This is a genomic window from Candidatus Omnitrophota bacterium, assembly GCA_023819145.1.
GTDB lineage: Bacteria > Omnitrophota > Gorgyraeia > DTHP01 > DTHP01 > JBFWKV01.
On sequence record JAMWCW010000012.1, the window covers coordinates 1 to 20,180 of the forward strand.

The window sequence follows — 20,180 nt, forward strand, 5'->3', positions numbered from 1 at the left end:
TGAACGATTAGTTCATATTTTATGGACTTTAAAGAAAATTGTCAAGCCCAAATTAATGTGGACTGGAAGGTGGGTAGCTGGTGTCCAAAAAGTGTCTATACACCATTAAAATTGGTTAAAATTTATTAAAATAGGTTAAAACAAAAAATCTCCGCAACTTATTTATGGAGTTTGTATTTACAAACAAAATCAATTACTTATGAAAAATATCTCAAATCGTTTATGAGTCAGCTGCTCTAACCATCTGAGCTATGGGCCCGGAAATATTTGTAGCATTTTATATTACTATAAAGCAAAAAAATCGGCAAGGAAAAAGTTAATTTAACAAACCGGTAGAAAAACTTAAATTAGGTTAAAAATAAATAGGAGTTTAACAAAATAATGGGAGACGACTTACAAGAGGATTATAAATCTTAGGCCATCTAATGTTACAAATTTACTTATGAACGAATTTGCCACCCATAAACAGAATTACATTCATTCATACTCCATTTCAGACACGTTACCCATTGCAACTTTATTCCTTGTTTACTTATCTTTATTTCTTTAACTGATGGGCTGACCCACTCCTTCTTTTTTTCATCTTCAACCCTCTATTTTATCTTGTTATCTGCCAAACGTAACTTATTTACCACTGTACAGCCTCACCACCCACCTCTTCGTGGCTGAGGAATAAATAATATACCTTTCTAAACCTTCAGTCAAGCCCAAAATAATGTATAAAGAACCTAGAACCTCAAACCAACCTCCCCCACCTCGTAGGTGTCCAAAGTCGGCTGAGATAAGTGCCGTTAAATAAACGATTTATGGCAGGCGAAAAAGACCACCTACGAGGTGGAGAAGGTATGAGAAGGGCAAACAAAAAAACTTTTGCCTTACTTTCCTCCAAAGGGAAGTTTTATTTTATCCTTTATCTTCTCGGTAGTATCGGAAATTAGGGACTCTGTTTTAGAAAGAGTGTCTCCCAGAGTAGTGGATAAGCCCCTAAGGTCAAAATTAACCAGCCCGGAAATGGTAGTATTCATCATCGCCTTCACGAGGATAAGCGTGGCCAGTGCATTGGGGTCTTTTATGTCAGAATATGTTTCATCAAGGTTAATATTAAATTCTTTTACGACAGGAGTTGGTCCTTTGGAATAATCTTTATAGATAACCTTGCCTATCTTAAGCTGAAGTTTATCAATCTGGATTTGCGGGGTCTTTGCCTTTTCTTGGGATCCTTTACCTTCTTTTTGTACCTGAACAACCTTAAGGGCATCGAGATTGACTTTACCATCCTTGTTCTTCACAACTACAAATTCTTTAAGGTTAAATCTTGCTTCGTAAAGATGGACTTTGCGTTTTAGAAGTTGGGAAAGATTATACTTTACATAGATATGGGGAATATCAACCATTATTTTATCTTCAAAATCTATAGGATTATAAAGCAAAAGTCCCTTTATATCAATTAGCGTGTTCAACAACTCTAAATTAACACTGGATAACTGTAAACGTAATCCGGTTACTATTTTTACTCCTTTTTCAACACCCACTTTAACAATCGTGTCTTTCAAAATAACTACTAAAGCAAACGCCACTAATAAGAAAATAATTACTGCCATAAAAAATTTCTTCATGGACTCCTCCTTTCTTTGTGTATTGTAGGATTATATACTATCATCACAGATGCCTCCCGCCTATTTGGCAGAGGTGGGACATTTACCAGAAAAGGCGAGAGGCACGCTTTTATAGAGATGCTCTGTAACGGAAACAGAGCAAAGAAGGCAAGTTATATTTTATAGTTATGTCCGATAGTGTTGGACTTTATCTCTTCCAAAAACAACAATTTTTTAACCTCTTCAGCAGCTTTAATTCCTGAATAAAGCATTGCTCCAAATGTAGGGCCCATACGCGGAAGACCAAAAACCGTTGCTACCGACATCCCACAAACAATCAAACCCGGATGAACCTCTCCGGTTTTTTCTATAATCAAATCCTCCGATGCCTCTACCCACATTGGACCCATACCTTTAATTTTCAACAATCCCCGTTTATTTAAAGCTTCGCATATTATCGCGTCGTGACCGGTGGCATCAATCACCACTTTAGACTCTAACGCTACCGGGTCAATACAATTTATCTGCCGGGGCAGAGTAGAAACAGGCGACCAATTTATTACCAAACCTGCCACCCGATTTCCCTGCTTTACAACCACATCGTCCACTTTCGTCATATTAAGGATTCTTAATCCTGCATCACAGGCAGAAGCAATCAATTTCGCACAGGCATGGGGAGCAAGAGTAGTAAAGAGCCCTTTTTCTACCTCTTTATAGGGAATACCCAATTCCTCAAGGAGTTTCTCCGCCGGGGCACGGACGGTCAAAGTATTCATTAAATATCCTCCGCTCCAGAAGCCTCCGCCGAGATAATTATTTGCCTCTATAATTAAAACCTTTGCGCCTGCTTCGGCTAACTTTTTACCTGCCATAAGTCCTGAAGGGCCACCACCGGCAATAAGCACATCTACCCGCGTATTTTTAATAAACTCTTCAGAAAAATCTCTAACAATTGCCTGTGTAATTTTTTCTTCGGAAATTTTCTCAAACTTGACCATCATCTACCTCCATTTTTTAGTATATTAACACAGAAAATCACTACCTGTCAAGGTATTTGGATAGCGCCTCTAAGTTCCTTGCAGTTGCCCCCCGCGCTTTTAAAACCACTTCTTTAGCAAGTAAACCTATTCTTTCTCTTTCAGCCGGTGCATCAAGCAAATTAATAATGCAGTCTTTAAATTCCTTTTTATTTTCGCAAACAAGAACAGCATTTTTTTCCTGAAAAACTTTAAAAATATCTAAAAAGTTGAAAAAGTATTTTCCGGAAATAACCGCTTTAGAGAAAACCGCAGGTTCAATAATATTGTGCCCTCCTTTCTTAGTTAAACTTCCTCCCACAAAAACAATGTCTGCTATCATATAGTAATTTCGCAACTGACCAACGGTATCAAGAATAAAAACCGTTAATTGGTAATTGGTAACTGGCAACTGATAATTTAAAGAAGATAATCTTATGGAGGAAAACCTCTTTTTAATAACCAATTTTTCTATTTCCGTGCTTCTTTCTGGATGGCGGGGAGCAAGGACTAATCGCAAATCAGGATAATCCAGGAGCAGTTCCTTATAAACCGCTAAAATAATTTTTTCTTCTCCTTTATGCGTACTTCCCGCCACCAGAAGCTTTTCTTTTGTTCCTATGCCTAATTTCCGTCTTAAATCAGTATAATCTTTTTTTGAATCCGCATAATCTGTGTCGTCAAATTTCATATTTCCCGTAACGGAAACTTTTTCTTGATTTACCCCTAAATCAATAAATCTCTTTTTATCCTTCTGGGATTGCGCTAAAACCAAACTAATTCTTCTTAAAATCGGTTTCAAGAGAAACTTCACCAATCTATACCGTCTAAAAGCTTTGTCGGAAATCCTTGCATTAACTAATACCATCGGGATTTTGAGCATATAACTTTGAAAAATAAAATTGGGCCAGAGTTCTGTCTCTAAAACAACCAAGAGTGAAGGTTTAATGGCTCGAAAAGTTTTTCTCACTATAAAGCTGAAATCAAGGGGCGCATAGATTACTATCTCGTCGGGCAAAGCAAATTTTCTGGCTAAAACGTTTCCCGTTTTAGTAACCGTGGAGAAAACAATTTTATAATCCGCATAACTCTCCCGCAAAAGTTTCCAGAGAAACCTGCTTGCATTCACTTCTCCAACGCTTACCGCGTGAATCCAAACAACTTTTTTCCCTTTTATTTTTTGGAAAAAATTTTTAGGGAAAATCCCCAAACGTTGAAGAAAATCCCGATGATACTTTCTCTTGTAGATTAAGTAGGTAAGATAAAAAAAAGAAAGAAAGGCAAAAACTATATCATAAAAAATATACATCTTAAACCCTATGGTTTGAGAAACTTTACCATCAAATAAATGACTTAAGCTCGGGGATGTGCCTTTTCATAAACTGCCTTAAGGCGCTCAGCAGTAACATGGGTATAAATCTGCGTAGTGGATAGATTGGCATGACCTAAGAGTTCTTGAACTGCTCTTAAGTCTGCTCCGCGTTCTAAAAGATGCGTGGCAAAAGAATGTCTTAAAGCATGGGGGGAAATTTTCTCCCGCAGTGCGGTTCTCCTGACATATTTATCCAGAATCAAGCGCACCCCCCGCACAGTAATCCTTCTTCCGCGGTTGTTCAAAAATACTGCTTTGTGTTCTTTAAAAACAGGAAAACGCGATTCTAAGTAAGTCTTTATTGCTCTCAAAGCTCTATCCCCAATGGGAACAAATCTCTCTTTTTTACCTTTTCCTCTCACCTTAACTGCTCCTCCAATAAAATCAATATCCTCGACATCCAAACCTACCAATTCCGAAATCCGCATACCTGTGCTATAAATTGTTTCCATAATCGCCCTGTCGCGCAGACCTGAAAGGTCATTTTCGGCAGATTCTATTAATTTTGCTACCTCATCCACAGTAAGAAAAAGAGGTAGCTTCTTATCCAACTTGGGAGCACGCATTCCTAAGGCAGGGTTATTTTTAATGTATCCCTCCCTCACCAAAAACTTAAAGAAACTTCTCAGACACGACACTCTCCGGGCAACCGTTTTTTTGGAGAAATTCTTTGTTTTTAACTCTGCTAAAAATCTTCTTATATCCAAGTGATTTATCTCTTCAATGGGTTTTTCTCCAACAAAAGAAGAAAAATATTTCAAATCTATTGTGTAATTTATCAAAGTGTGCTCCGAATAATTTTTCTCAATTTTTAGATAATTTAGAAATTTATCTATATAACGTTCCATCGCTCTATAAACTTAACCTCAAAATCCTATTTTATAACAAAAATGCCTTTTAGGAGTTAGTGTTTTGTACCACGGGTAATTTGCGTGCCGTGAACTTACAATTGGGATAATTAGAACATCCATAAAAAAACCCTTTGCGCGATTTGCGCTCTACCAATTCTCCGTTACATCCTTCTTGAGGACATTTTACGCCGGTAGTTATTGTCTTTGCGTTTTTGCATTCAGGATATCCAGAACAACTTAAAAATTTCCCCTTTCTGCCCCATTTAATCACCATTGGCCTTCCGCACTCTGCACACACTTGGTCAGTAGCAATGGTTTCTTTTCTTACATTACGCATAGAGACCTGAGCAATGTTAAGTTTTCTCTTAAAAGGTTCATAAAATTCATGCAAAAGTTTTACCCAGTCCACACTACCCTCTTCCACCTCATCAAGTTTTTCCTCCATTTCTGCGGTAAACCGCAGATTAAGGATGTCAGGAAACGATTCCTCAAGCAGTTCGGTAACAATCATCCCCATCTCTGTAGGGAAAAAATATCCTTTATCTCGACGAACATAATCGCGGGCAATTATGGTTTGAATAATCGGAGCGTATGTTGATGGACGACCAATGCCCTCCTCTTCCAGAGCCTTTACTAAAGTTGCGTCAGAATAGCGTGGTGGAGGTTTAGTAAAATGTTGAGAAGGAAGTAAATTCATAAGTAACAATTCCTCACCCTCTTCTAAGATGGGAAGAATATTTTCATTGTTGTTATCCTCTTTATAAATAATTAAGTACCCCGGGAAAAGCAACTTTGAGCCACTGGCAGAAAACAGATATTCTCCTGCTTGAATATCCACGCTCATCACCTCAAATACTGCAGGGTTCATCTGTGAAGCCACAAACTTCCTCCAGATAAGTTCGTAGAGTTTAAACTGTTCAGAAGTAAGATATCCTTTTATTTTATCCGGCTCACGCAAAACCGAGGTCGGGCGGATTGCCTCATGTGCCTCTTGGGCAGATTTTTTAGACCTGTATTGATAGGAAACATCCGGTAGATAATCTTTTCCAAATCTCTCCTGAATAAACCGCCGTAATTCTTCTAAGGCAGAATCCGCAACCCTCACTGAGTCCGTGCGCATATAAGTAATTAAACCCACAGTTTCTTCTTTCCCAAGGTCTATACCTTCATATAATTGTTGAGCAATGCGCATGGTTTTCTCTGCAGAAAAATGTAGTTTATTGAATGCTTCTTGTTGAAGTTTACTGGTGGTAAATGGAGGCTGGGGATTTTTCCTTTTCTGTTTTAGCTCGATATTCTTTACTAAAAATTTCTCTCTTTTTATCTTCTCTACTAAATCCTCAGCGGTTTCTCTATTCTTTATCTCTGCTTTGTTTTCCCCAATCTTCTCTAACTTCGCCTTAAATGATTCTTCTGGAGGAGGGGTGCTTTTCCCCTCTACCAGCGGGGTGAGGTGTTCTATTTTTCTTTTTTTCAATTCCGCCTCAATTTCCCAGTATTCCTGAGGAATAAAATTTTTAATCTCCTTTTCTCTTTCTACAATTAATTTTACTGCCACTGACTGCACCCTTCCCGCACTCAAACCTCTCCCTACTTTCTTCCAGAGTAGAGGACTCAAAGAATATCCCACAATTCGGTCAAGGATTCTTCTTGCCTGCTGGGCATTAACGAGATTCATATTGATGGTAGTGGGATGTTTAAAAGCCTCTCTTACTGCCTCGGGAGTAATTTCGTGAAAGACAACTCGATGCATAGTTTTATTTTTTCCTAAAAGATTAGAAAGATGCCAGCTGATTGCTTCTCCTTCACGGTCAGGGTCGGTTGCTAAATATAGGCAAGGCTCATCCTTTACCGTCTTTTTAAGCTTATTTATTACCTTTTTTCTTCCCGGCAGGATGCTGTAATGAGGCTTAAAATTATTCTCAATCTCCACCGACATAGAAGAACCGCGCAAATCCATTACATGCCCCATTGAAGATTCTACCGTGTAGCCGTCGCCTAAAATTTTATTCAGTGTCTTTGCTTTAGCGGGTGACTCAACAATGACCAGTCCTTTTGCCATCACTTCCTCTCCCGTGGCAGAATAATTCTACCCTAAATTATTCCTATTACTTTTTCACAAACATTTTACCCGGAAGCTGTTTAATCAATCCTTTTAACTCCAACTTTACTAAAATATTTGCCAGTTCAGTTAATTCTAATGCTGCTTCCTCTTTGACTTCATCTATATATTTTGGTTCGTTGTCCAATAGATGATAAATTTTTTCCTCTTTTTCTTCAAGTGGAAGAATTTTGGCAGGTTTACTATTTTCTTCTTTTAAATCTAAGATGTCAAGTTTTAATTCTTCCAAGATATCTTCAACCGAAGAAACCAGTTTTGCTCCTTGCTTTATAAGACTGTGCGTCCCGCGGGAGGTGGGTGAATCTACTTTTCCAGGAACCGCAAATACTTCTCTGCCCTCATCAAGAGCAAAATCTGCAGTAATTAAAGCACCACTACTTTCTCCTGCTTCCACCACAATTACCCCTTTTGACAAACCACTGATTATACGGTTTCTACGGGGAAAATTCTGTTTTAAGGGTGGGTGTTTTAGAGGAAATTCTGAAATTATTGCACCGGAATTTTCTATCTCCTCTGCGATTTTTTTATTCTCTTGGGGATAGATATTAACCAAACCGCTTCCCAAAACCGCCAAAGTTCTTCCTTTGGCCCTCAAAGCTCCTTTGTGCGCCTGGGTATCTATACCGCGGGCTAACCCTGAAACAATGGTTATCCCTCTTGAGGCAAGAAGAAAAGAAAATCTTTCCGCTAAAGAGAGACCGTAGTAGGAAGCAAGGCGGGACCCTACAATGGCTAACGCATTTTTGTCTATATTCTTCAAAGCGCCCTTTACATATAAAAGATAAGGTGGGTCATAAATTTCTTTTAGATTCTCGGGGTAATCATCATCATCTAAACTCACAAGAGTAATGTTTTTTTCCTTAACCAATGCTAATTCCCGCTGTAAATCAAATTCTTTAAATGCCTTCTTAATCTTTATCGCTAAATTCTTAGTTATACCCTCAATTTTACACAATTCTTCTTCACTTTGAGCAAAGACTCTGTTAAAACTACCCACCGTCTCTTTTAGGCGTTTCAATTTTAGAAAACCTATGCTTTCTACAGAGTTAAGAATCATTAAAGCTTCTTTTTCTTCCATAAAAAATAACCCTCCTTTTGACCGCCGAAAATTATTATTTTTAGTAAGTATAGCAAAGGAGTTTAAAGGATGTCAAATGAAAGAATAACCCACCCTCTTGAAAGATACGAAGGATATGTTATATTTTAATAAGAGGGATAAAAAATGAAGAGGAAGTATTTTATTATTTTTCTATTAATTTCTTCCATAACCTATCTATTTTCATCTACTTCTGACCTCAATACCCTTTTAACCTCTCTTGATAAAGCTTCTACTTCATTACGCAGAACAAAAAGCGGATATCAACCTTGGATTATAGAAGTCTCTTCTAAAAGACCGGGTTTAGAGGCCTATCAAATAGGAGAAATAATCAAGTCACTTCAGGCCCACAATTGTTACTGGCAGGTACTGAATGACTCCGCAAAAGAATTAGTTATACAGCGATTGCTCTCTCTTGACTTAGAAGAGTTTCCTTATAAACTTGCACAATTTATACATAAAACCCTGCGGGGAGCAATTACCGGAGATTTGCAAAGAGAAACTTTTGAGGATGTGGCACAAAAAATATTAAGTATCAGTTTAGAAGGAAGTTTTCTCTGGGGATTTAAAGCACAGGATACAGATGAAGAAATATATGCTCCCAACGACTTTGACCTTATAATAATTATTAGGGATTCAGCTGTATTTAAAAAAATTAATCGAGAACTAAAACCCGAAGACCAAAGGTTTCTTTTCGGAAATAATCCCCGCGCACCTCCGCTTTTAAGTATTTTCATCATCGGAGATAAAAATCTTGTCCAAGCAGGATTAGATTACAAAAATCCCCAAAATTTTAGAACACTCGCAGTTATCTCCTCTCTTTTAAGTTCAGCAGCAAACATTAGCGGAACAGAGCTCAAAACAGACAACCTTCCCCTCTGGGTCGGGGATGTTTATATCAAAAGTATTGTGAGAAGTACATATCTAATAAAAGAAGTTCTACAAAAAGTTGAATTGACTGATAGCGAATTTGAAGAAATGTTATCTCTCCAAGAGAAAGAAACGCTTACTGAAGAAGAAGAATATCGCCTCATTGAGCTGTCTCAAAAGTTAGATGCTCAAATATACTGGTACCCAAAATTAATGAAACGCATTCTTGAGGCAGACTTACGCATAAAATTCATTGAAGAAAAGATACTTAATAAAAAAATTCTTCCCCTGAATATCACGCTGGGAGGAAAAGCGGTAAGTGAAATTATCAATGTCGCCCTTACCACCGGAATAAAGGATATAGAAGAAATTCTCTCTCTCAAAGAAGATTTATACAAAGCACTAAATCACCTAACCCATTGGGTAGAAACCTTTGAACAATATTTAAACCAAGTGGGTATAGAATGCCCTTCTTCTCCCTAGTGCTTCAGGCGAAGAAAGACTTCCGTTAAAACTTTAGCAGGTTAAGTGTAAACAGGCAATCGTTTTTTTCTTTTCCGAAAGCTTATTATATTCCTGGCAGGCTTTATTTGTAGGCAGGATTAATAACTCTATGTTTAGCGCTTTTATTTTCTCCTTGACCTTTTCGGAAACTTGCATTAAACCCACTGCACCTGTTCCGATAATCAAAACCTCTGGTTCTTCTTTTAAAACTTCTTCTATATCCTCAATAAACAGACTGTGTCCTTCTTTTCGCCACCAAGACGGATTGATTTTCTGAGGATAGATAATTACATCCTTGGCATAAAAAATACCATCAATAACAATTTCACCAAAGTTATATTTCTCTATCTTTGGTGGATACACCTAAGTTCTTTTCTCTAATCCTTCTCTTCTTGCTCGCTCTTCTCCCAAATACCAGTTTGCCTCATCGCGTGCTTTACGAAGGCAGTCGCATTCTCGCTCTAACTCTTTAACTCGCTCTTCAAGGGTAACTATTTTTTGTTGCAACTCCGCATTTTTTGATTTCTCCTCACCCAAATACCAATGGGCATCGTTCAATGCCTTTTGAAACCGATTGACCGCCTCCATAAACTCTCCAATTGACTGAAGAAGCTTCTCCTTACACTCTTCAAAACTTTTTTCCTTTTCCATTTCTACCCCCTTTCCATTCTCCCCTCTTTCTGTAAACACAGATTGCGCCGCTCCAATTTTATATTCTCATCATTTTGTTAGCAAGAAAAAATTAATTTTTATGCCAGTAGGAAGCAAGCAAAGAAGCCGTAAAAACAGACAAAATCACAAATACTCCCGCGGGAAGCGCACTTTTTTCTCCAAAGTGCTTCAAAGCAAGCACTACTCCCAGTCCCGCATTTTGCATTCCGATTTCAATGCTTAAAGTCCTTCGTCGTGAAATATTCAATCTAAAAAATTTCCCCACCCCATAACCTAAGAAGTACCCCAAAAGATTATGTAACAAAACCACAAGCACTATTAAAGCGGTAAGGAGCATTAAATACCTTTGATTAAGCGCAACCACTAAAGAACAAATAAAGACGATAAAGGTAACAGAAATCGCCGGAAAGATTTTAATAAACGACTTAATTTTCCCCTTTAAAATACTTTTTATCCCAAAACCAACAAAAAGTGGCAATACCACCATCAAAAAAATATTTAAAAACATTCTCCAGAAATTAATTTTTAAAATGAACCTTGCCAAAAGATAAGTAAGCCCTGGCGTGGCAAGAGGAGAAAGCAGAGTAGAAACGGTGGTCAAGCAAACAGAATAGGCAACATCTGCCTTTGCCAGATAAGAAATCACATTAGAAGACATTGCCCCGGGAGCAGAGCCGGTTAAGATTATCCCCAAAGCGAGCTCTGGGGGTAAATTAAATAACTTTGCTAAACTAAATCCCAGAAGAGGCATTATGCTATATTGAGCAACCGTTCCCAAGAGAAGAATCTTGGGTGAATTTAAAGTATTCTTAAAATCTTTAGGCTCAAGCACAACTCCCATCCCAAACATCGTCAAAGCAAAAAACCAATCCATCCCCGGTCTTAGAGGAATAAAAAATTGAGGAAAGAAATAGGCAAGCCCGGCGAATAAAATCACCCAAAAACCAAAAAGCTTAGTGTAGAGGTCTAATAGATACATTATCTACTTTTTGTAGTTGTCTGGTTTGTTTAGTGCGTTGGACTCGTTTTGTTCGTAGCAACCTAAATGTACAAACCAATAAAACCAAAAAAACTTATTTCCTTAGCGAGCCCTGTATTATTTCAAGAACTTCTTGATGGACAATTCCATTTGAAGCAAGATAATTGGGCATTTTCAAATGCCAAGGATTACCCTTAAAGTCGGTAAATTCTCCTCCCGCCTCCTTTACTATTAAAGCTCCTCCTGCAAAATCCCAGGGCTGGTCATTGAACTCAATATCTAAATCAATTCTCCCTTCCGCCAGCAGTGCTAAATGTTCTGCAGTAGAACCAAACATCCGGATATTAAAAACTTTTGTAGAGAGATTTTTTAAGACTACGGACATCTCTTCCGGGCTATACCTGATAGAACTATCATAAACGCAAGTGGCGGAGGATAATTTTCTGTCGGAGACCTTTAATCGCTTCCCGTTTAAATACGCCCCTTTCCCTTTCTCTGCCCAGTATAACCGCCCATCCAAAGGAAAATAAATTACTCCCAAAACCACCTCGTTTTTATACTCCAAAGCAATAGAGGTGCCGAAGATGGGAATATTTTTCACAAAATTATGCGTCCCATCCAAGGGGTCAATAATCCATTTGTATTCTGAATTATTTAATTGTGGATTCTCTTCGGAAAGAATGGAATGTTCAGGAAAATGCTCCTTTATATTCTCAATGATAACCTTTTCCGCTTCTAAATCTACATTGCTCACCAACTGCGTTTTTCCTTTGGATTTAATGTTTTTAACCTTCCCAAAATTTTCTTTCAATATTTCTCCTGCTTTTCTTGCGGAAATTATCGCCAGTTCTTTAAATTGAGAAATTCCATTTTTCATAGCAAACTATCTCCTCCATCTCTTTTCTATTGATTGTCGGGTTAATTTCTTTAGGATAACCTAAAGTCATTAATTCTACTACGCGCACCTCACTGGGTATAGATAAAATTTCTTTTACCTTATCTTCATAAAAAGCACCGATAAAACATGTCCCCAAACCTTCTTCCACCGCTTTTAAACTTATATGCGTAAGAGCAATTGCCACATCTATCGGATAAGCATACTGTCCGCAGGTCATCTTATAATCGGTGTTTACTGCACAGGCAACAATTACTATTGGTGCTTCACTTACAAATTTCTGTCCTTTGGCAGCAGACATAAGTTCCAAACGCTTGTTTTTATCTCGGACGATAATAAAACGCCATTCTTGAAGGTTCTTTGCCGAAGGTGCCAGCCTCCCCGCTTCCAAAACTCTCTTTAATTTTTCCTCTTCAACCGGTCTATCCCGATAATTTCTTACGCTCCTTCTTTTATTTACTGCCTCCATTAATTCCATCTCATCCTCCTCTTTAAAACCTCTTTCCATAAATATAGAACGAAACGTCTTTACCTAAAATATGCCTGAAATAAGACCTTTTGCCTTCATGCAAGAGTTTAAAACCCTCCCTTTCAAAAAATTTTTTCGCTTTCTCCGAGAGAGTTGCCAAATGGACTCCTGAAATTCTATTATTTTGAATGTGCTTCAAATAGCTATTCAGTAAGACCCTTCCTATCCCCAGATTACGAAACTCCTTTTCTATATTAATATGAAGATTGGCCGGATATTCCTTTATAAAAGAAGGTATTAAAAATTCCCCCTTTAATATACTCCTTATAAATCTAAAGATAAAGAGAAAATTTTTCTTCTTTAAAAAACTGAACCTACAAAAAAATCTTAACAATATTTTAGGAAAAATCTTAAGTAAAAACATCCGATTAAACCTCGCCACATCTTTAGAGCCAAATATATAACCCAAAACCTTACCCTTTCTTTCCGCGACAAAACAGGTTTCGGGTTCGTAATCAGTAAAGTAGCAAGTCAGAACATCGGCAACAATTTCTTTATCCGTAAAGAAAATGTCTGCAGGTTCTCCTATAAAAGCAGTCTCCCAAGCAATTTTTCTTACATAATTACGGTCTTCGTTTCTATAGGCACGAATTACTATATCTTTCATCACTCTAGTTCTATAATTCTCCAAGCAGTTTCATCAAATGGTAAAAGGCGGACACGGGAACTGGCGGAGGCAAGAATATAATCCGGGTCTCCCAAGACCGAATAAGGTACCTTAATCACCATAGTTCTTTTTTTATTCTCATATTTTAAATTAACATCTTTAATAAAAAGGGTGTGTTTTTTATCTTTTACACGGACCCCACTCATATCTATTATCAATTTTAACTTCGGCATCTGAGAAAAGTCTTCATTTGTTTTATAACCAATAAGAAACACAGAAATCCCAAAATCTTTATCTATTCTTCTTCTCAAATTAAGCTTAACAAAGAAATTTTCTTTATCTGAACCGCAAGCAAGAGCAGAGATAATTTTTTCCGGAGGATTCTCTCCTTCAACGTACTCTTCCTCCCCCGGAAATTTAAACCCGTGCCATAATAGACTATCTTCCCTCTTTAATTTAATAGATGAGTGTTTAACAAAAAGTTCGTTTCTCCGGGCAAAAGTGGGGAGATAAATGGGATAGGGTTTTACCTGGCTTTTGTAGAGCAATATCGCTTCGTATTTCTTCTTGATTTCCTCTTCAGAAAGCTCTATGTTATACCAATCGATATCACTATCTTTTAATTTCTTGGGTGGTGCAATCTCCAGCTCAGGCTTATAGCCCCTTGGCTTAGGCCAGCCCCAAATATGGATAAGATAGGAAAAAATTTCGGGTTTTTCTATCTGACCGTTTAGTTCCCAAAGAGCAATTTGTAAAAAAAGATAGAGAGCTCGATGGTCGGGGTTAGTATCTATCGGATGAGAAACAAAAATTTTGGTAGGTTTAAAATCTAAAATCACATTCTTTAAATCTTTCAAGATGCTTTCACCAAGATAAGGAGCGCCGGGAGAAAAACATTCTCCACACATTACTTTGGGAATACGGGTAAGTAAATTTTTGTAAGGAGAAACTTCCCCCCAATATTTGGTCAAAATTTCCATCGTTCCTCTATCCGGATAACCCAAAAAAATAACATCCTTATTTTTTAAGCCCAAAAATTCCATTGCCTGAATTGTTTCCTTCCTTCTTAGTTCCCCCAAATGAAGAAATTCTTTCTTTCTAAAAACAAGTCTTTTTTCATAGACAATGAAAGCCAACTCGTTATGGTCGCCGTTGGTAAAAACTGCCACCTTAACTTCTGCTAAGGATTTAATTGCCTTCTGAATTACTCCTCCTGTTCCGATAACCTCATCATCAGGATGGGGAGCGAGGATAAGAACGCGGTCTTTTTGAGAAAATTCAATTGCTTTGAATTCTTGTGCATAAGTAGAAACGGAAGAAAAAAAGAAATAGAGGATAGAAAGTAATAGAATTGTTTGGTTTAATCTGGACTTTACACTTGTGTTCATCGCTATCCTAAATCTGTGTCTTAGAATCTGTGTAATCTGTGTTTAAAAAACTGTGTAATCTACATTATTCTATCCCCCAATTATCTTAATCAAAACTTTTTTTGGTCTTTGTCCGTCAAATTCTCCATAAAAAATTTGCTCCCAAGGACCAAAATCAAGTTTTCCCCCCGTTATAGCCACTACCACTTCTCTTCCCATAATTGCCCGTTTCAGATGGCTGTCGCCGTTATTCTCACCGCTTAAATTGTGTTGATATTTATCCTTACCGTAAGGAGCAAGTTTTTCTAACCAAGTTTTAAAATCCTCATGAAGCCCCTCTTCATCATCGTTAATAAAGATGCTGGCAGTGATGTGCATCGCATTGACAAGACACAAACCCTCCTTTATACCGCTCTTTTTAACCGCCAATTCCACTTTAGGTGTAATATTGACTAACTCAAACCGCTCCTTCGTATTAAAAAGAAGGTACTCGGTATGCACTTTCATTGTGCCTCACCTCCAAAGACATAAAAGTCTGTGTTTGTCAAAAGGTTAAAAGTGGGTATTTTATTTTACCTGGATTTCTTTTGCAGAGTATATTCTACATATCCGGAGAGCACTTCCTGTAGTTTCATTGGTGGTGGAACCACAAAATAGTTATTCATAATTGCGTGGGCTATTTCATGTCCCAAAATACCCACTCTGAGATTATCCAAAGAGATATAGATGGTATTTGTTTCGTAGATATAAAAAGAGGGGGCTTTAAGATTCATACGGTAAAGTTTATAGAATTCTGAATCCAGTGTTTTGAAATCGCGCAGGATTCTCAAGCTACCTTTGAAACTATAAAGATGAATATCCAGAATATCAGAAACTTCAAGAAATAATGCATCCAAGGTCTTAGCAAGAATTGCTTCGGGATTATTGGAGCCATTCTTTAGGTAATTGGTGCCGATTTGTAGGTGCGGAGAAGAAAAATCTAGCCTTTGCGCTATCTCCAGAGGATTTAATCCGTAGTAATAATAGATATTAAAGTAATTCCCCTCAATCCTTTTCTCCTCGGCATAAGCAGAAATGTTAAGAAATATAAAAAATAAAATAGAATGAAAAACAACTCTCGTTAGGTGCCTATCTCTTACAGGCATAAGTTTGCGGGTTAATTTATATCCCCTATTAGTTTCTCTTATGGGTGTGAATTTGTGTTTTTATTTGTATTTATTCGGATCCTTTAATTCGGGATAATTTTAGCGTACTAAACTTTAAAATATTCTAATTTCTCCTTAATTTCCTCAATGGTTTTCTCCATTTCTGCAACTGTCCGAGAATCGTGGGAAATAGTTGGTTTTATCGCTTTATCCCAAGATTCTTTGAGTATAGCGTAGCGTTTCTTCAACTCCATAAAATTTTCTCTTAACCTATTAATCATCTCATTCATGCTCAAAGCCAAATCCTGCAGTTGGTCATTTTTACGAATCTGAAAGTTGCGACTTAAATCCCCTTTTCCCACAGAACTTAATTCATTCTTAAAACGATAAAGAGGCCCTGCAATTTTATGGGAGACAAAAAGGGTCAAAATTATCGTAGCAATACCCACGAGTATTGTCGTGACCAAAATCGTCTGAATTAGAATGGGGAAAAGAAAATCGGCGGTAGTTTTAACAGTTGCCCTTAGATTTTCAAAGGTCACGGTTGTTGACCCCCTGGTAAATACATAAAGTAGTCCCCCGATAAACAGAGAACCGAGAATAACCAGAATACAAAATTTAATAATAAACCGCAACTGAAACTTCTTCTCAATAAAATAAACCCTTCTCCGAATCATCCTCTTCTCCATAGTAATCATCCTCCCTTCTTAAAAAATAAAATTTAAAATTGCATCTCAAAGAGAAAAATTGCCACTAACTAAATAATCTTAATTACTATATTTACATTTTTTTGTTGTCATCTTTAATTTTGCATCTTGGATTTTGAACTCTCTTCTATCCCCAGTGCTTTTTTATCTATCTCAATTTTTGCCTTTGTCTTCAAACTCTCCACCCAACTATTAAATGCCCGCTCCTGATTATTCCTTATAACCTGCCATCTTATCTCTTTATAAACCTCAGAAAGGGGCTTCTCAATCAAACCCTTTTCTTTTAACTCCTTATAGTATGCCTCAACCTCTTGTTCACTCACCTGTATACGGGAAGCAAATTCATTGCTCTTCTTATCTAAAACCGCTTTAAGTAGTGTCTGTTCATAGAAGCGCTCAATGGATTTAAGAAATCCTTTATCCTGATTTAAACCCAGGCGTTCTGCTTCCTGTAGAATCAACTTCCGATTAACTAAATTCTCCAAAAAAGTTTCCTTCTGATTCCTTGGTCCTAAAAGTCCTGCCCCTGCCTCCTTAAATTCCTCCTCAAATTCCTTTGCGGTCATCTGAAAATTGTTAATTTTTAAAGCAGCTCTTCCCTTACTCTTTTTGGCGCAACCGAGAAACAAAAATACAAAAATAACCATAAATATCACAACATTTTTTCTCATCGCTACCTCCTGTTTTCGAAATTATTTTTTGCCAATTTCTTTACTTCCCTCTCAAAAAATTCTTTTACATTTTCCCAATCAACTTTTTTTAGCATTTTGGGCATCTCTTCTTCTTCAGCATCCTCAAAATAAACTAAACTTTTTTGGATATGCACCAGGTTGGCAGTCAGAGTTTTGTACTTACGGTTATATAACAAGAGAGTTTCTTTCAGAGATATCCCTTCTTTACAAATGAAATAAAGGTCAATAAAATCGCGTTTGGTTCCCCGGCAAGCGATAGCCGTTATTTTCATGACTGCCACATCAGAAATATCCGCAACATTTATCATTCCAAATTTTTTAAACGGATAAAACAAAGGATATTTATAGTAAAATATACTGAATTTTACACCCTTAAAATTACCTATTATTGTCCTCCAGGAAATTCTCTCGAGATGAAAACCACTTATTTCCTCCACCTCCGGCAAAAGCAGATTTTCATCAAATGCTTCTTGAGTAAAGAAGTCTAAGTCATAAGAAATACGATGTCCCAATTGCAGTGCCAAGGCAGTTCCTCCTGCCAGATATGCTTTCTGAATAATCTGGTTTTTCCCTAATAAGGCCAGAATTGCTTTTGTATTCCCCGGAAGGACCTCTGCAAACATTTTATCCTTTCTTTTTCAATTCCCAGAATTAAAGCCCAAAAGTTAGCAGTTTTTGGCGAGTATCCACGGAATTTGCACAAAGTATTTTTTATCTCGTCTTTCCTAAACTCTTTAAACATCCATCGCACTGCTTCCTCATCTCCATATTCCAGAATTCGTTTTAAGACATATACACGGTGATTTTTAAAATCTATCTGCTCAAAATCCGTATCCCAGAAATACTTCTTTAAGAATTTAGGTAATTCTCCCATAGTTAACTTTTATTCTATCACTTTTATTATGCCTTATCCAGCTAAATCTTGCAATAATATTTCTCTTGAATCAAGCACAATCAATATTGTAGAATATGTTTTACAAAAACTTACAAAATATGTACGAAGAATTCTTTAAGTGGAAAGAGAATCCTTTTTGCATCACCCCTGACCCAAGTTATCTATTTTTAAGCCGACGCCATACCGAAGCCTTAAATCACTTGCGCTACGGCATAGAATCGCGCAAAGGTTTCATTCAGATAACCGGGGAAATCGGGACGGGAAAAACCACGCTTTGTCGCGCGCTCTTAAACAGTCTAAACTCCTCTACCCGAAGCGCACTCATCCTTAATCCCACGCTCTCAGAGAATCAACTTCTGGAAAATATCATAGAAGATTTTGGCATACCTCTAACCAAACGCAGCCGTTTAAGTATGCTTAAAGCACTTAATCAATTTCTGCTGGAGGAACTTGCCCGTGGACACAACTGTATCCTAATCATTGACGAAGCCCAAAACATTAAACCCAGCCAACTGGAGCACTTGAGGCTTCTCTCCAATTTAGAAACCGCTAAAGAAAAACTCTTACAAATTATCCTCGTGGGGCAACCGGAGTTAAAAGAAAAACTAAATGTTCCCCAACTGAAACAACTGCGCCAAAGAATAGTTGTTCGTTACCATATCCAGCCCTTAGAACGCGATGAAGTACTTTCTTACATAAAACATCGGATGAGGGTAGCAGGCTGTGAGGATTCGGCAAACTTTACTTCTCTTGCTTTAGAAAAAATATACTTTTATAGCCAGGGAGTCCCGCGCTTAATTAATGCTTTGTGTGAGAAAGCCCTGCTCTGCGCCTATACTTTGGAAACCCACGAGATAACCGAAGAAGTGATTGGCCGAGCAGAACAAGAATTGGAGGGTATTATCGTATGAGCATCATCAGCGATGCCTTAATAAAGGCAGAGAAAGAAAAGAAGAAACCGGGTTCGCCTTTGTCTCTTCCCTTAAAGAACACTCATCACCATAAAACACCAAAGGGAAAGAAAATAAATTTATGGATTTTGCTCCTATTTTTATTGGGAATTGCATTACTCAGCCAGGCAAAATACAAAAATATAAAGATAGAAAAATGGGCAAAAAAGATTATGCCTCAAAGTAGAAACCATATTAAAATAGTTTCCAAGGTCCCGCCAACTGAAGTAACGACACCTCTTGCTGAAGCCCCCAAACAGGAAGAAAGAATAAGTTTTGTTCTTTCAGGTATTCTCTTTGACAAAAAAGATGCTCTGGCGATCATCAACGGAGAACTGGTGAGAGAAGGAGAAAGCGTAGAAGAAGCTACGGTAATGGAAATCGGTCCGAAACAGGTAAAATTACGCTACGGAGAAGAGACGATTACCCTGAAACTACCGTAATCAAGAAGTGTAAAGTTTAAAGCGCAAAACTAAGATAACGAATATAACGAATTTAACGAAATTAACGAACACAACGAACCAAACAGGGATCCGTAAACCGTAATCGGTAACCCGTAATAAGAAGCGTAAAGTACAAAGCGCAAAGCGCAAAACGGAAAACGAGCAAAACGAATAGAACGAACTAAACGAAAATAACGAATAGAACGAATTCAACGAACATAACGAAATTAACGAAACTAACGAACACAACGAACTAAACGAATATAACAAACATTATGAAAAATAGTGGTTTTACGCTCATGGAGATTGTTTTGGTAATTGTTTTAGTGGGTATTTTAGGTATTACTTTTGCGGTGAAATATTCTGGTTTTGAGGAGACAAAACTTTCTTCAGCAGCAAGTAAACTTGCCGCGGATATTGCTTATGCCCAACAATTGGCAATTACCACCCAACTCTACCACGGAATCTCTTTTGACTCTAACGCTGAAGAATATTATCTTTTTCGCATTGAAACAAATAACACTCAAACCACCATAAAAAACCCTTCTACAGGAGAAGATTTTGTGGTAGAATATGATTTTGGAGAATTGCAGGGGATTAATCTCCAAACAGTAAATATCGGCGGAGGAACAGAAATTATTTTTGACTGGCAAGGAATACCTTATGATAATTCAAAAACCGCTCTTACCAGTGATGCTACAATTACTTTAGAATATAGAGGGCGAACAAAAACCTTAACCGTGATTGCGGGAACGGGAAAAGTAAGCTGGTAAATCAGTAATCCGTGATAATTTAGGGATTCGTAATCCGTAAATCGTAATTCGTAATTACAACTAAACGAACTAAACGAATTTAACTAAATTAACGAACAAA

Annotated in this window: 23 protein-coding genes; 4 read left to right on the plus strand and 19 right to left on the minus strand. The window is 37.4% G+C overall.

The window, feature by feature from the left end; genetic code table 11:
• Positions 1 to 875 precede the first annotated feature (875 nt).
• The 6 genes from NC818_06235 to dprA form a co-directional block, all read right to left on the minus strand.
• On the minus strand, positions 876 to 1,616 hold the full coding sequence (locus NC818_06235) for a hypothetical protein (GenBank protein MCM8784349.1): 741 nt from the start codon (positions 1,614 to 1,616) through the stop codon (positions 876 to 878).
• Between the two features lie 152 nt (positions 1,617 to 1,768).
• The gene (locus tag NC818_06240) at positions 1,769 to 2,593 is read right to left on the minus strand and encodes a sulfide-dependent adenosine diphosphate thiazole synthase (protein MCM8784350.1); all 825 of its coding nucleotides are present in this window, start codon (positions 2,591 to 2,593) and stop codon (positions 1,769 to 1,771) included.
• A gap of 40 nt (positions 2,594 to 2,633) precedes the next feature.
• Complete coding sequence (locus NC818_06245) at positions 2,634 to 3,920, minus strand: 3-deoxy-D-manno-octulosonic acid transferase (protein MCM8784351.1); 1,287 nt, start codon at positions 3,918 to 3,920, stop codon at positions 2,634 to 2,636.
• 44 nt (positions 3,921 to 3,964) lie between these two features.
• Positions 3,965 to 4,831, minus strand: a complete 867-nt coding sequence (gene xerC, locus NC818_06250) for a tyrosine recombinase XerC (GenBank protein MCM8784352.1) — start codon at positions 4,829 to 4,831, stop codon at positions 3,965 to 3,967.
• Between the two features lie 49 nt (positions 4,832 to 4,880).
• Positions 4,881 to 6,896, minus strand: coding sequence for a type I DNA topoisomerase (topA, locus tag NC818_06255; GenBank protein ID MCM8784353.1), 2,016 nt, complete (start codon positions 6,894 to 6,896; stop codon positions 4,881 to 4,883).
• Positions 6,897 to 6,942: 46 nt separating this feature from the next.
• Positions 6,943 to 8,034, minus strand: coding sequence for a DNA-processing protein DprA (gene dprA, locus NC818_06260; GenBank protein MCM8784354.1), 1,092 nt, complete (start codon positions 8,032 to 8,034; stop codon positions 6,943 to 6,945).
• A gap of 144 nt (positions 8,035 to 8,178) precedes the next feature.
• Between dprA and NC818_06265 the strand changes: the two genes are divergently transcribed.
• The gene (locus NC818_06265) at positions 8,179 to 9,405 is read left to right on the plus strand and encodes a hypothetical protein (protein MCM8784355.1); all 1,227 of its coding nucleotides are present in this window, start codon (positions 8,179 to 8,181) and stop codon (positions 9,403 to 9,405) included.
• Between the two features lie 33 nt (positions 9,406 to 9,438).
• On the opposite strand, the gene NC818_06270 is transcribed toward NC818_06265, so the two are convergent.
• The 13 genes from NC818_06270 to NC818_06330 form a co-directional block, all read right to left on the minus strand.
• Positions 9,439 to 9,789 carry an MTH938/NDUFAF3 family protein gene (locus NC818_06270; protein ID MCM8784356.1) on the minus strand — a complete coding sequence of 117 codons (351 nt, stop codon included), beginning with the start codon at positions 9,787 to 9,789 and terminating at the stop codon, positions 9,439 to 9,441.
• Positions 9,790 to 10,077: a hypothetical protein gene (locus NC818_06275; protein ID MCM8784357.1), complete on the minus strand. Its 288-nt coding sequence runs from the start codon at positions 10,075 to 10,077 to the stop codon at positions 9,790 to 9,792.
• A 91-nt stretch (positions 10,078 to 10,168) separates the two neighbouring features.
• Positions 10,169 to 11,077, minus strand: coding sequence for a bile acid:sodium symporter family protein (locus NC818_06280; GenBank protein MCM8784358.1), 909 nt, complete (start codon positions 11,075 to 11,077; stop codon positions 10,169 to 10,171).
• 94 nt (positions 11,078 to 11,171) lie between these two features.
• Positions 11,172 to 11,954: an inositol monophosphatase gene (locus tag NC818_06285; protein ID MCM8784359.1), complete on the minus strand. Its 783-nt coding sequence runs from the start codon at positions 11,952 to 11,954 to the stop codon at positions 11,172 to 11,174.
• Positions 11,929 to 12,450 carry a nitroreductase family protein gene (locus NC818_06290; GenBank protein MCM8784360.1) on the minus strand — a complete coding sequence of 174 codons (522 nt, stop codon included), beginning with the start codon at positions 12,448 to 12,450 and terminating at the stop codon, positions 11,929 to 11,931. Before NC818_06290 ends, NC818_06285 begins: the two co-directional genes overlap by 26 nt.
• A 13-nt stretch (positions 12,451 to 12,463) precedes the next feature.
• The gene (locus NC818_06295) at positions 12,464 to 13,108 is read right to left on the minus strand and encodes a GNAT family N-acetyltransferase (protein MCM8784361.1); all 645 of its coding nucleotides are present in this window, start codon (positions 13,106 to 13,108) and stop codon (positions 12,464 to 12,466) included.
• Positions 13,108 to 14,496 (minus strand): PIG-L family deacetylase, encoded by a 1,389-nt coding sequence (locus NC818_06300; protein ID MCM8784362.1) that lies wholly within the window; start codon positions 14,494 to 14,496, stop codon positions 13,108 to 13,110. The genes NC818_06295 and NC818_06300 overlap by 1 nt, the downstream gene beginning before the upstream one ends.
• 69 nt (positions 14,497 to 14,565) lie before the next feature.
• Positions 14,566 to 14,982 carry a secondary thiamine-phosphate synthase enzyme YjbQ gene (locus NC818_06305; protein MCM8784363.1) on the minus strand — a complete coding sequence of 139 codons (417 nt, stop codon included), beginning with the start codon at positions 14,980 to 14,982 and terminating at the stop codon, positions 14,566 to 14,568.
• Between the two features lie 65 nt (positions 14,983 to 15,047).
• Positions 15,048 to 15,620 (minus strand): hypothetical protein, encoded by a 573-nt coding sequence (locus NC818_06310; protein ID MCM8784364.1) that lies wholly within the window; start codon positions 15,618 to 15,620, stop codon positions 15,048 to 15,050.
• A gap of 107 nt (positions 15,621 to 15,727) precedes the next feature.
• Positions 15,728 to 16,309, minus strand: coding sequence for a cell wall metabolism sensor histidine kinase WalK (locus NC818_06315; protein MCM8784365.1), 582 nt, complete (start codon positions 16,307 to 16,309; stop codon positions 15,728 to 15,730).
• Between the two features lie 113 nt (positions 16,310 to 16,422).
• Positions 16,423 to 16,998 (minus strand): SurA N-terminal domain-containing protein, encoded by a 576-nt coding sequence (locus NC818_06320; protein ID MCM8784366.1) that lies wholly within the window; start codon positions 16,996 to 16,998, stop codon positions 16,423 to 16,425.
• 2 nt (positions 16,999 to 17,000) lie between these two features.
• Positions 17,001 to 17,642, minus strand: a complete 642-nt coding sequence (locus NC818_06325; protein MCM8784367.1) for a nucleotidyl transferase AbiEii/AbiGii toxin family protein — start codon at positions 17,640 to 17,642, stop codon at positions 17,001 to 17,003.
• Positions 17,591 to 17,893: a hypothetical protein gene (locus NC818_06330; protein ID MCM8784368.1), complete on the minus strand. Its 303-nt coding sequence runs from the start codon at positions 17,891 to 17,893 to the stop codon at positions 17,591 to 17,593. Before NC818_06330 ends, NC818_06325 begins: the two co-directional genes overlap by 52 nt.
• A gap of 119 nt (positions 17,894 to 18,012) precedes the next feature.
• Between NC818_06330 and NC818_06335 the strand changes: the two genes are divergently transcribed.
• The 3 genes from NC818_06335 to NC818_06345 all read left to right on the plus strand — a co-directional run bounded on the left by NC818_06335 (position 18,013) and on the right by NC818_06345 (position 20,080).
• Positions 18,013 to 18,825, plus strand: a complete 813-nt coding sequence (locus NC818_06335) for an AAA family ATPase (protein ID MCM8784369.1) — start codon at positions 18,013 to 18,015, stop codon at positions 18,823 to 18,825.
• On the plus strand, positions 18,822 to 19,307 hold the full coding sequence (locus NC818_06340) for a general secretion pathway protein GspB (GenBank protein ID MCM8784370.1): 486 nt from the start codon (positions 18,822 to 18,824) through the stop codon (positions 19,305 to 19,307). Before NC818_06335 ends, NC818_06340 begins: the two co-directional genes overlap by 4 nt.
• Before the next feature lie 275 nt (positions 19,308 to 19,582).
• The gene (locus NC818_06345; protein MCM8784371.1) at positions 19,583 to 20,080 is read left to right on the plus strand and encodes a prepilin-type N-terminal cleavage/methylation domain-containing protein; all 498 of its coding nucleotides are present in this window, start codon (positions 19,583 to 19,585) and stop codon (positions 20,078 to 20,080) included.
• Positions 20,081 to 20,180 lie beyond the last annotated feature (100 nt).

What these genes read in the sequence shown, in the direction of transcription:
- NC818_06330 (MCM8784368.1), bottom strand. Translation starts at nt 17,893, where the DNA reads ATGGGAGAATTACCTAAATTCTTAAAGAAGTATTTCTGGGATACGGAT.
- NC818_06305 (MCM8784363.1), bottom strand. Translation starts at nt 14,982, where the DNA reads ATGAAAGTGCATACCGAGTACCTTCTTTTTAATACGAAGGAGCGGTTT.
- NC818_06335 (MCM8784369.1), top strand. Translation starts at nt 18,013, where the DNA reads ATGTACGAAGAATTCTTTAAGTGGAAAGAGAATCCTTTTTGCATCACC.
- NC818_06295 (MCM8784361.1), bottom strand. Translation starts at nt 13,108, where the DNA reads ATGAAAGATATAGTAATTCGTGCCTATAGAAACGAAGACCGTAATTAT.
- NC818_06290 (MCM8784360.1), bottom strand. Translation starts at nt 12,450, where the DNA reads ATGGAATTAATGGAGGCAGTAAATAAAAGAAGGAGCGTAAGAAATTAT.
- NC818_06245 (MCM8784351.1), bottom strand. Translation starts at nt 3,920, where the DNA reads ATGTATATTTTTTATGATATAGTTTTTGCCTTTCTTTCTTTTTTTTAT.
- NC818_06345 (MCM8784371.1), top strand. Translation starts at nt 19,583, where the DNA reads ATGAAAAATAGTGGTTTTACGCTCATGGAGATTGTTTTGGTAATTGTT.
- NC818_06275 (MCM8784357.1), bottom strand. Translation starts at nt 10,077, where the DNA reads ATGGAAAAGGAAAAAAGTTTTGAAGAGTGTAAGGAGAAGCTTCTTCAG.
- NC818_06340 (MCM8784370.1), top strand. Translation starts at nt 18,822, where the DNA reads ATGAGCATCATCAGCGATGCCTTAATAAAGGCAGAGAAAGAAAAGAAG.
- NC818_06235 (MCM8784349.1), bottom strand. Translation starts at nt 1,616, where the DNA reads ATGAAGAAATTTTTTATGGCAGTAATTATTTTCTTATTAGTGGCGTTT.
- dprA (MCM8784354.1), bottom strand. Translation starts at nt 8,034, where the DNA reads ATGGAAGAAAAAGAAGCTTTAATGATTCTTAACTCTGTAGAAAGCATA.
- NC818_06325 (MCM8784367.1), bottom strand. Translation starts at nt 17,642, where the DNA reads ATGTTTGCAGAGGTCCTTCCGGGGAATACAAAAGCAATTCTGGCCTTA.
- NC818_06280 (MCM8784358.1), bottom strand. Translation starts at nt 11,077, where the DNA reads ATGTATCTATTAGACCTCTACACTAAGCTTTTTGGTTTTTGGGTGATT.
- NC818_06300 (MCM8784362.1), bottom strand. Translation starts at nt 14,496, where the DNA reads ATGAACACAAGTGTAAAGTCCAGATTAAACCAAACAATTCTATTACTT.
- NC818_06265 (MCM8784355.1), top strand. Translation starts at nt 8,179, where the DNA reads ATGAAGAGGAAGTATTTTATTATTTTTCTATTAATTTCTTCCATAACC.
- NC818_06320 (MCM8784366.1), bottom strand. Translation starts at nt 16,998, where the DNA reads ATGAGAAAAAATGTTGTGATATTTATGGTTATTTTTGTATTTTTGTTT.
- NC818_06310 (MCM8784364.1), bottom strand. Translation starts at nt 15,620, where the DNA reads ATGCCTGTAAGAGATAGGCACCTAACGAGAGTTGTTTTTCATTCTATT.
- NC818_06240 (MCM8784350.1), bottom strand. Translation starts at nt 2,593, where the DNA reads ATGGTCAAGTTTGAGAAAATTTCCGAAGAAAAAATTACACAGGCAATT.
- xerC (MCM8784352.1), bottom strand. Translation starts at nt 4,831, where the DNA reads ATGGAACGTTATATAGATAAATTTCTAAATTATCTAAAAATTGAGAAA.
- topA (MCM8784353.1), bottom strand. Translation starts at nt 6,896, where the DNA reads ATGGCAAAAGGACTGGTCATTGTTGAGTCACCCGCTAAAGCAAAGACA.
- NC818_06315 (MCM8784365.1), bottom strand. Translation starts at nt 16,309, where the DNA reads ATGGAGAAGAGGATGATTCGGAGAAGGGTTTATTTTATTGAGAAGAAG.
- NC818_06285 (MCM8784359.1), bottom strand. Translation starts at nt 11,954, where the DNA reads ATGAAAAATGGAATTTCTCAATTTAAAGAACTGGCGATAATTTCCGCA.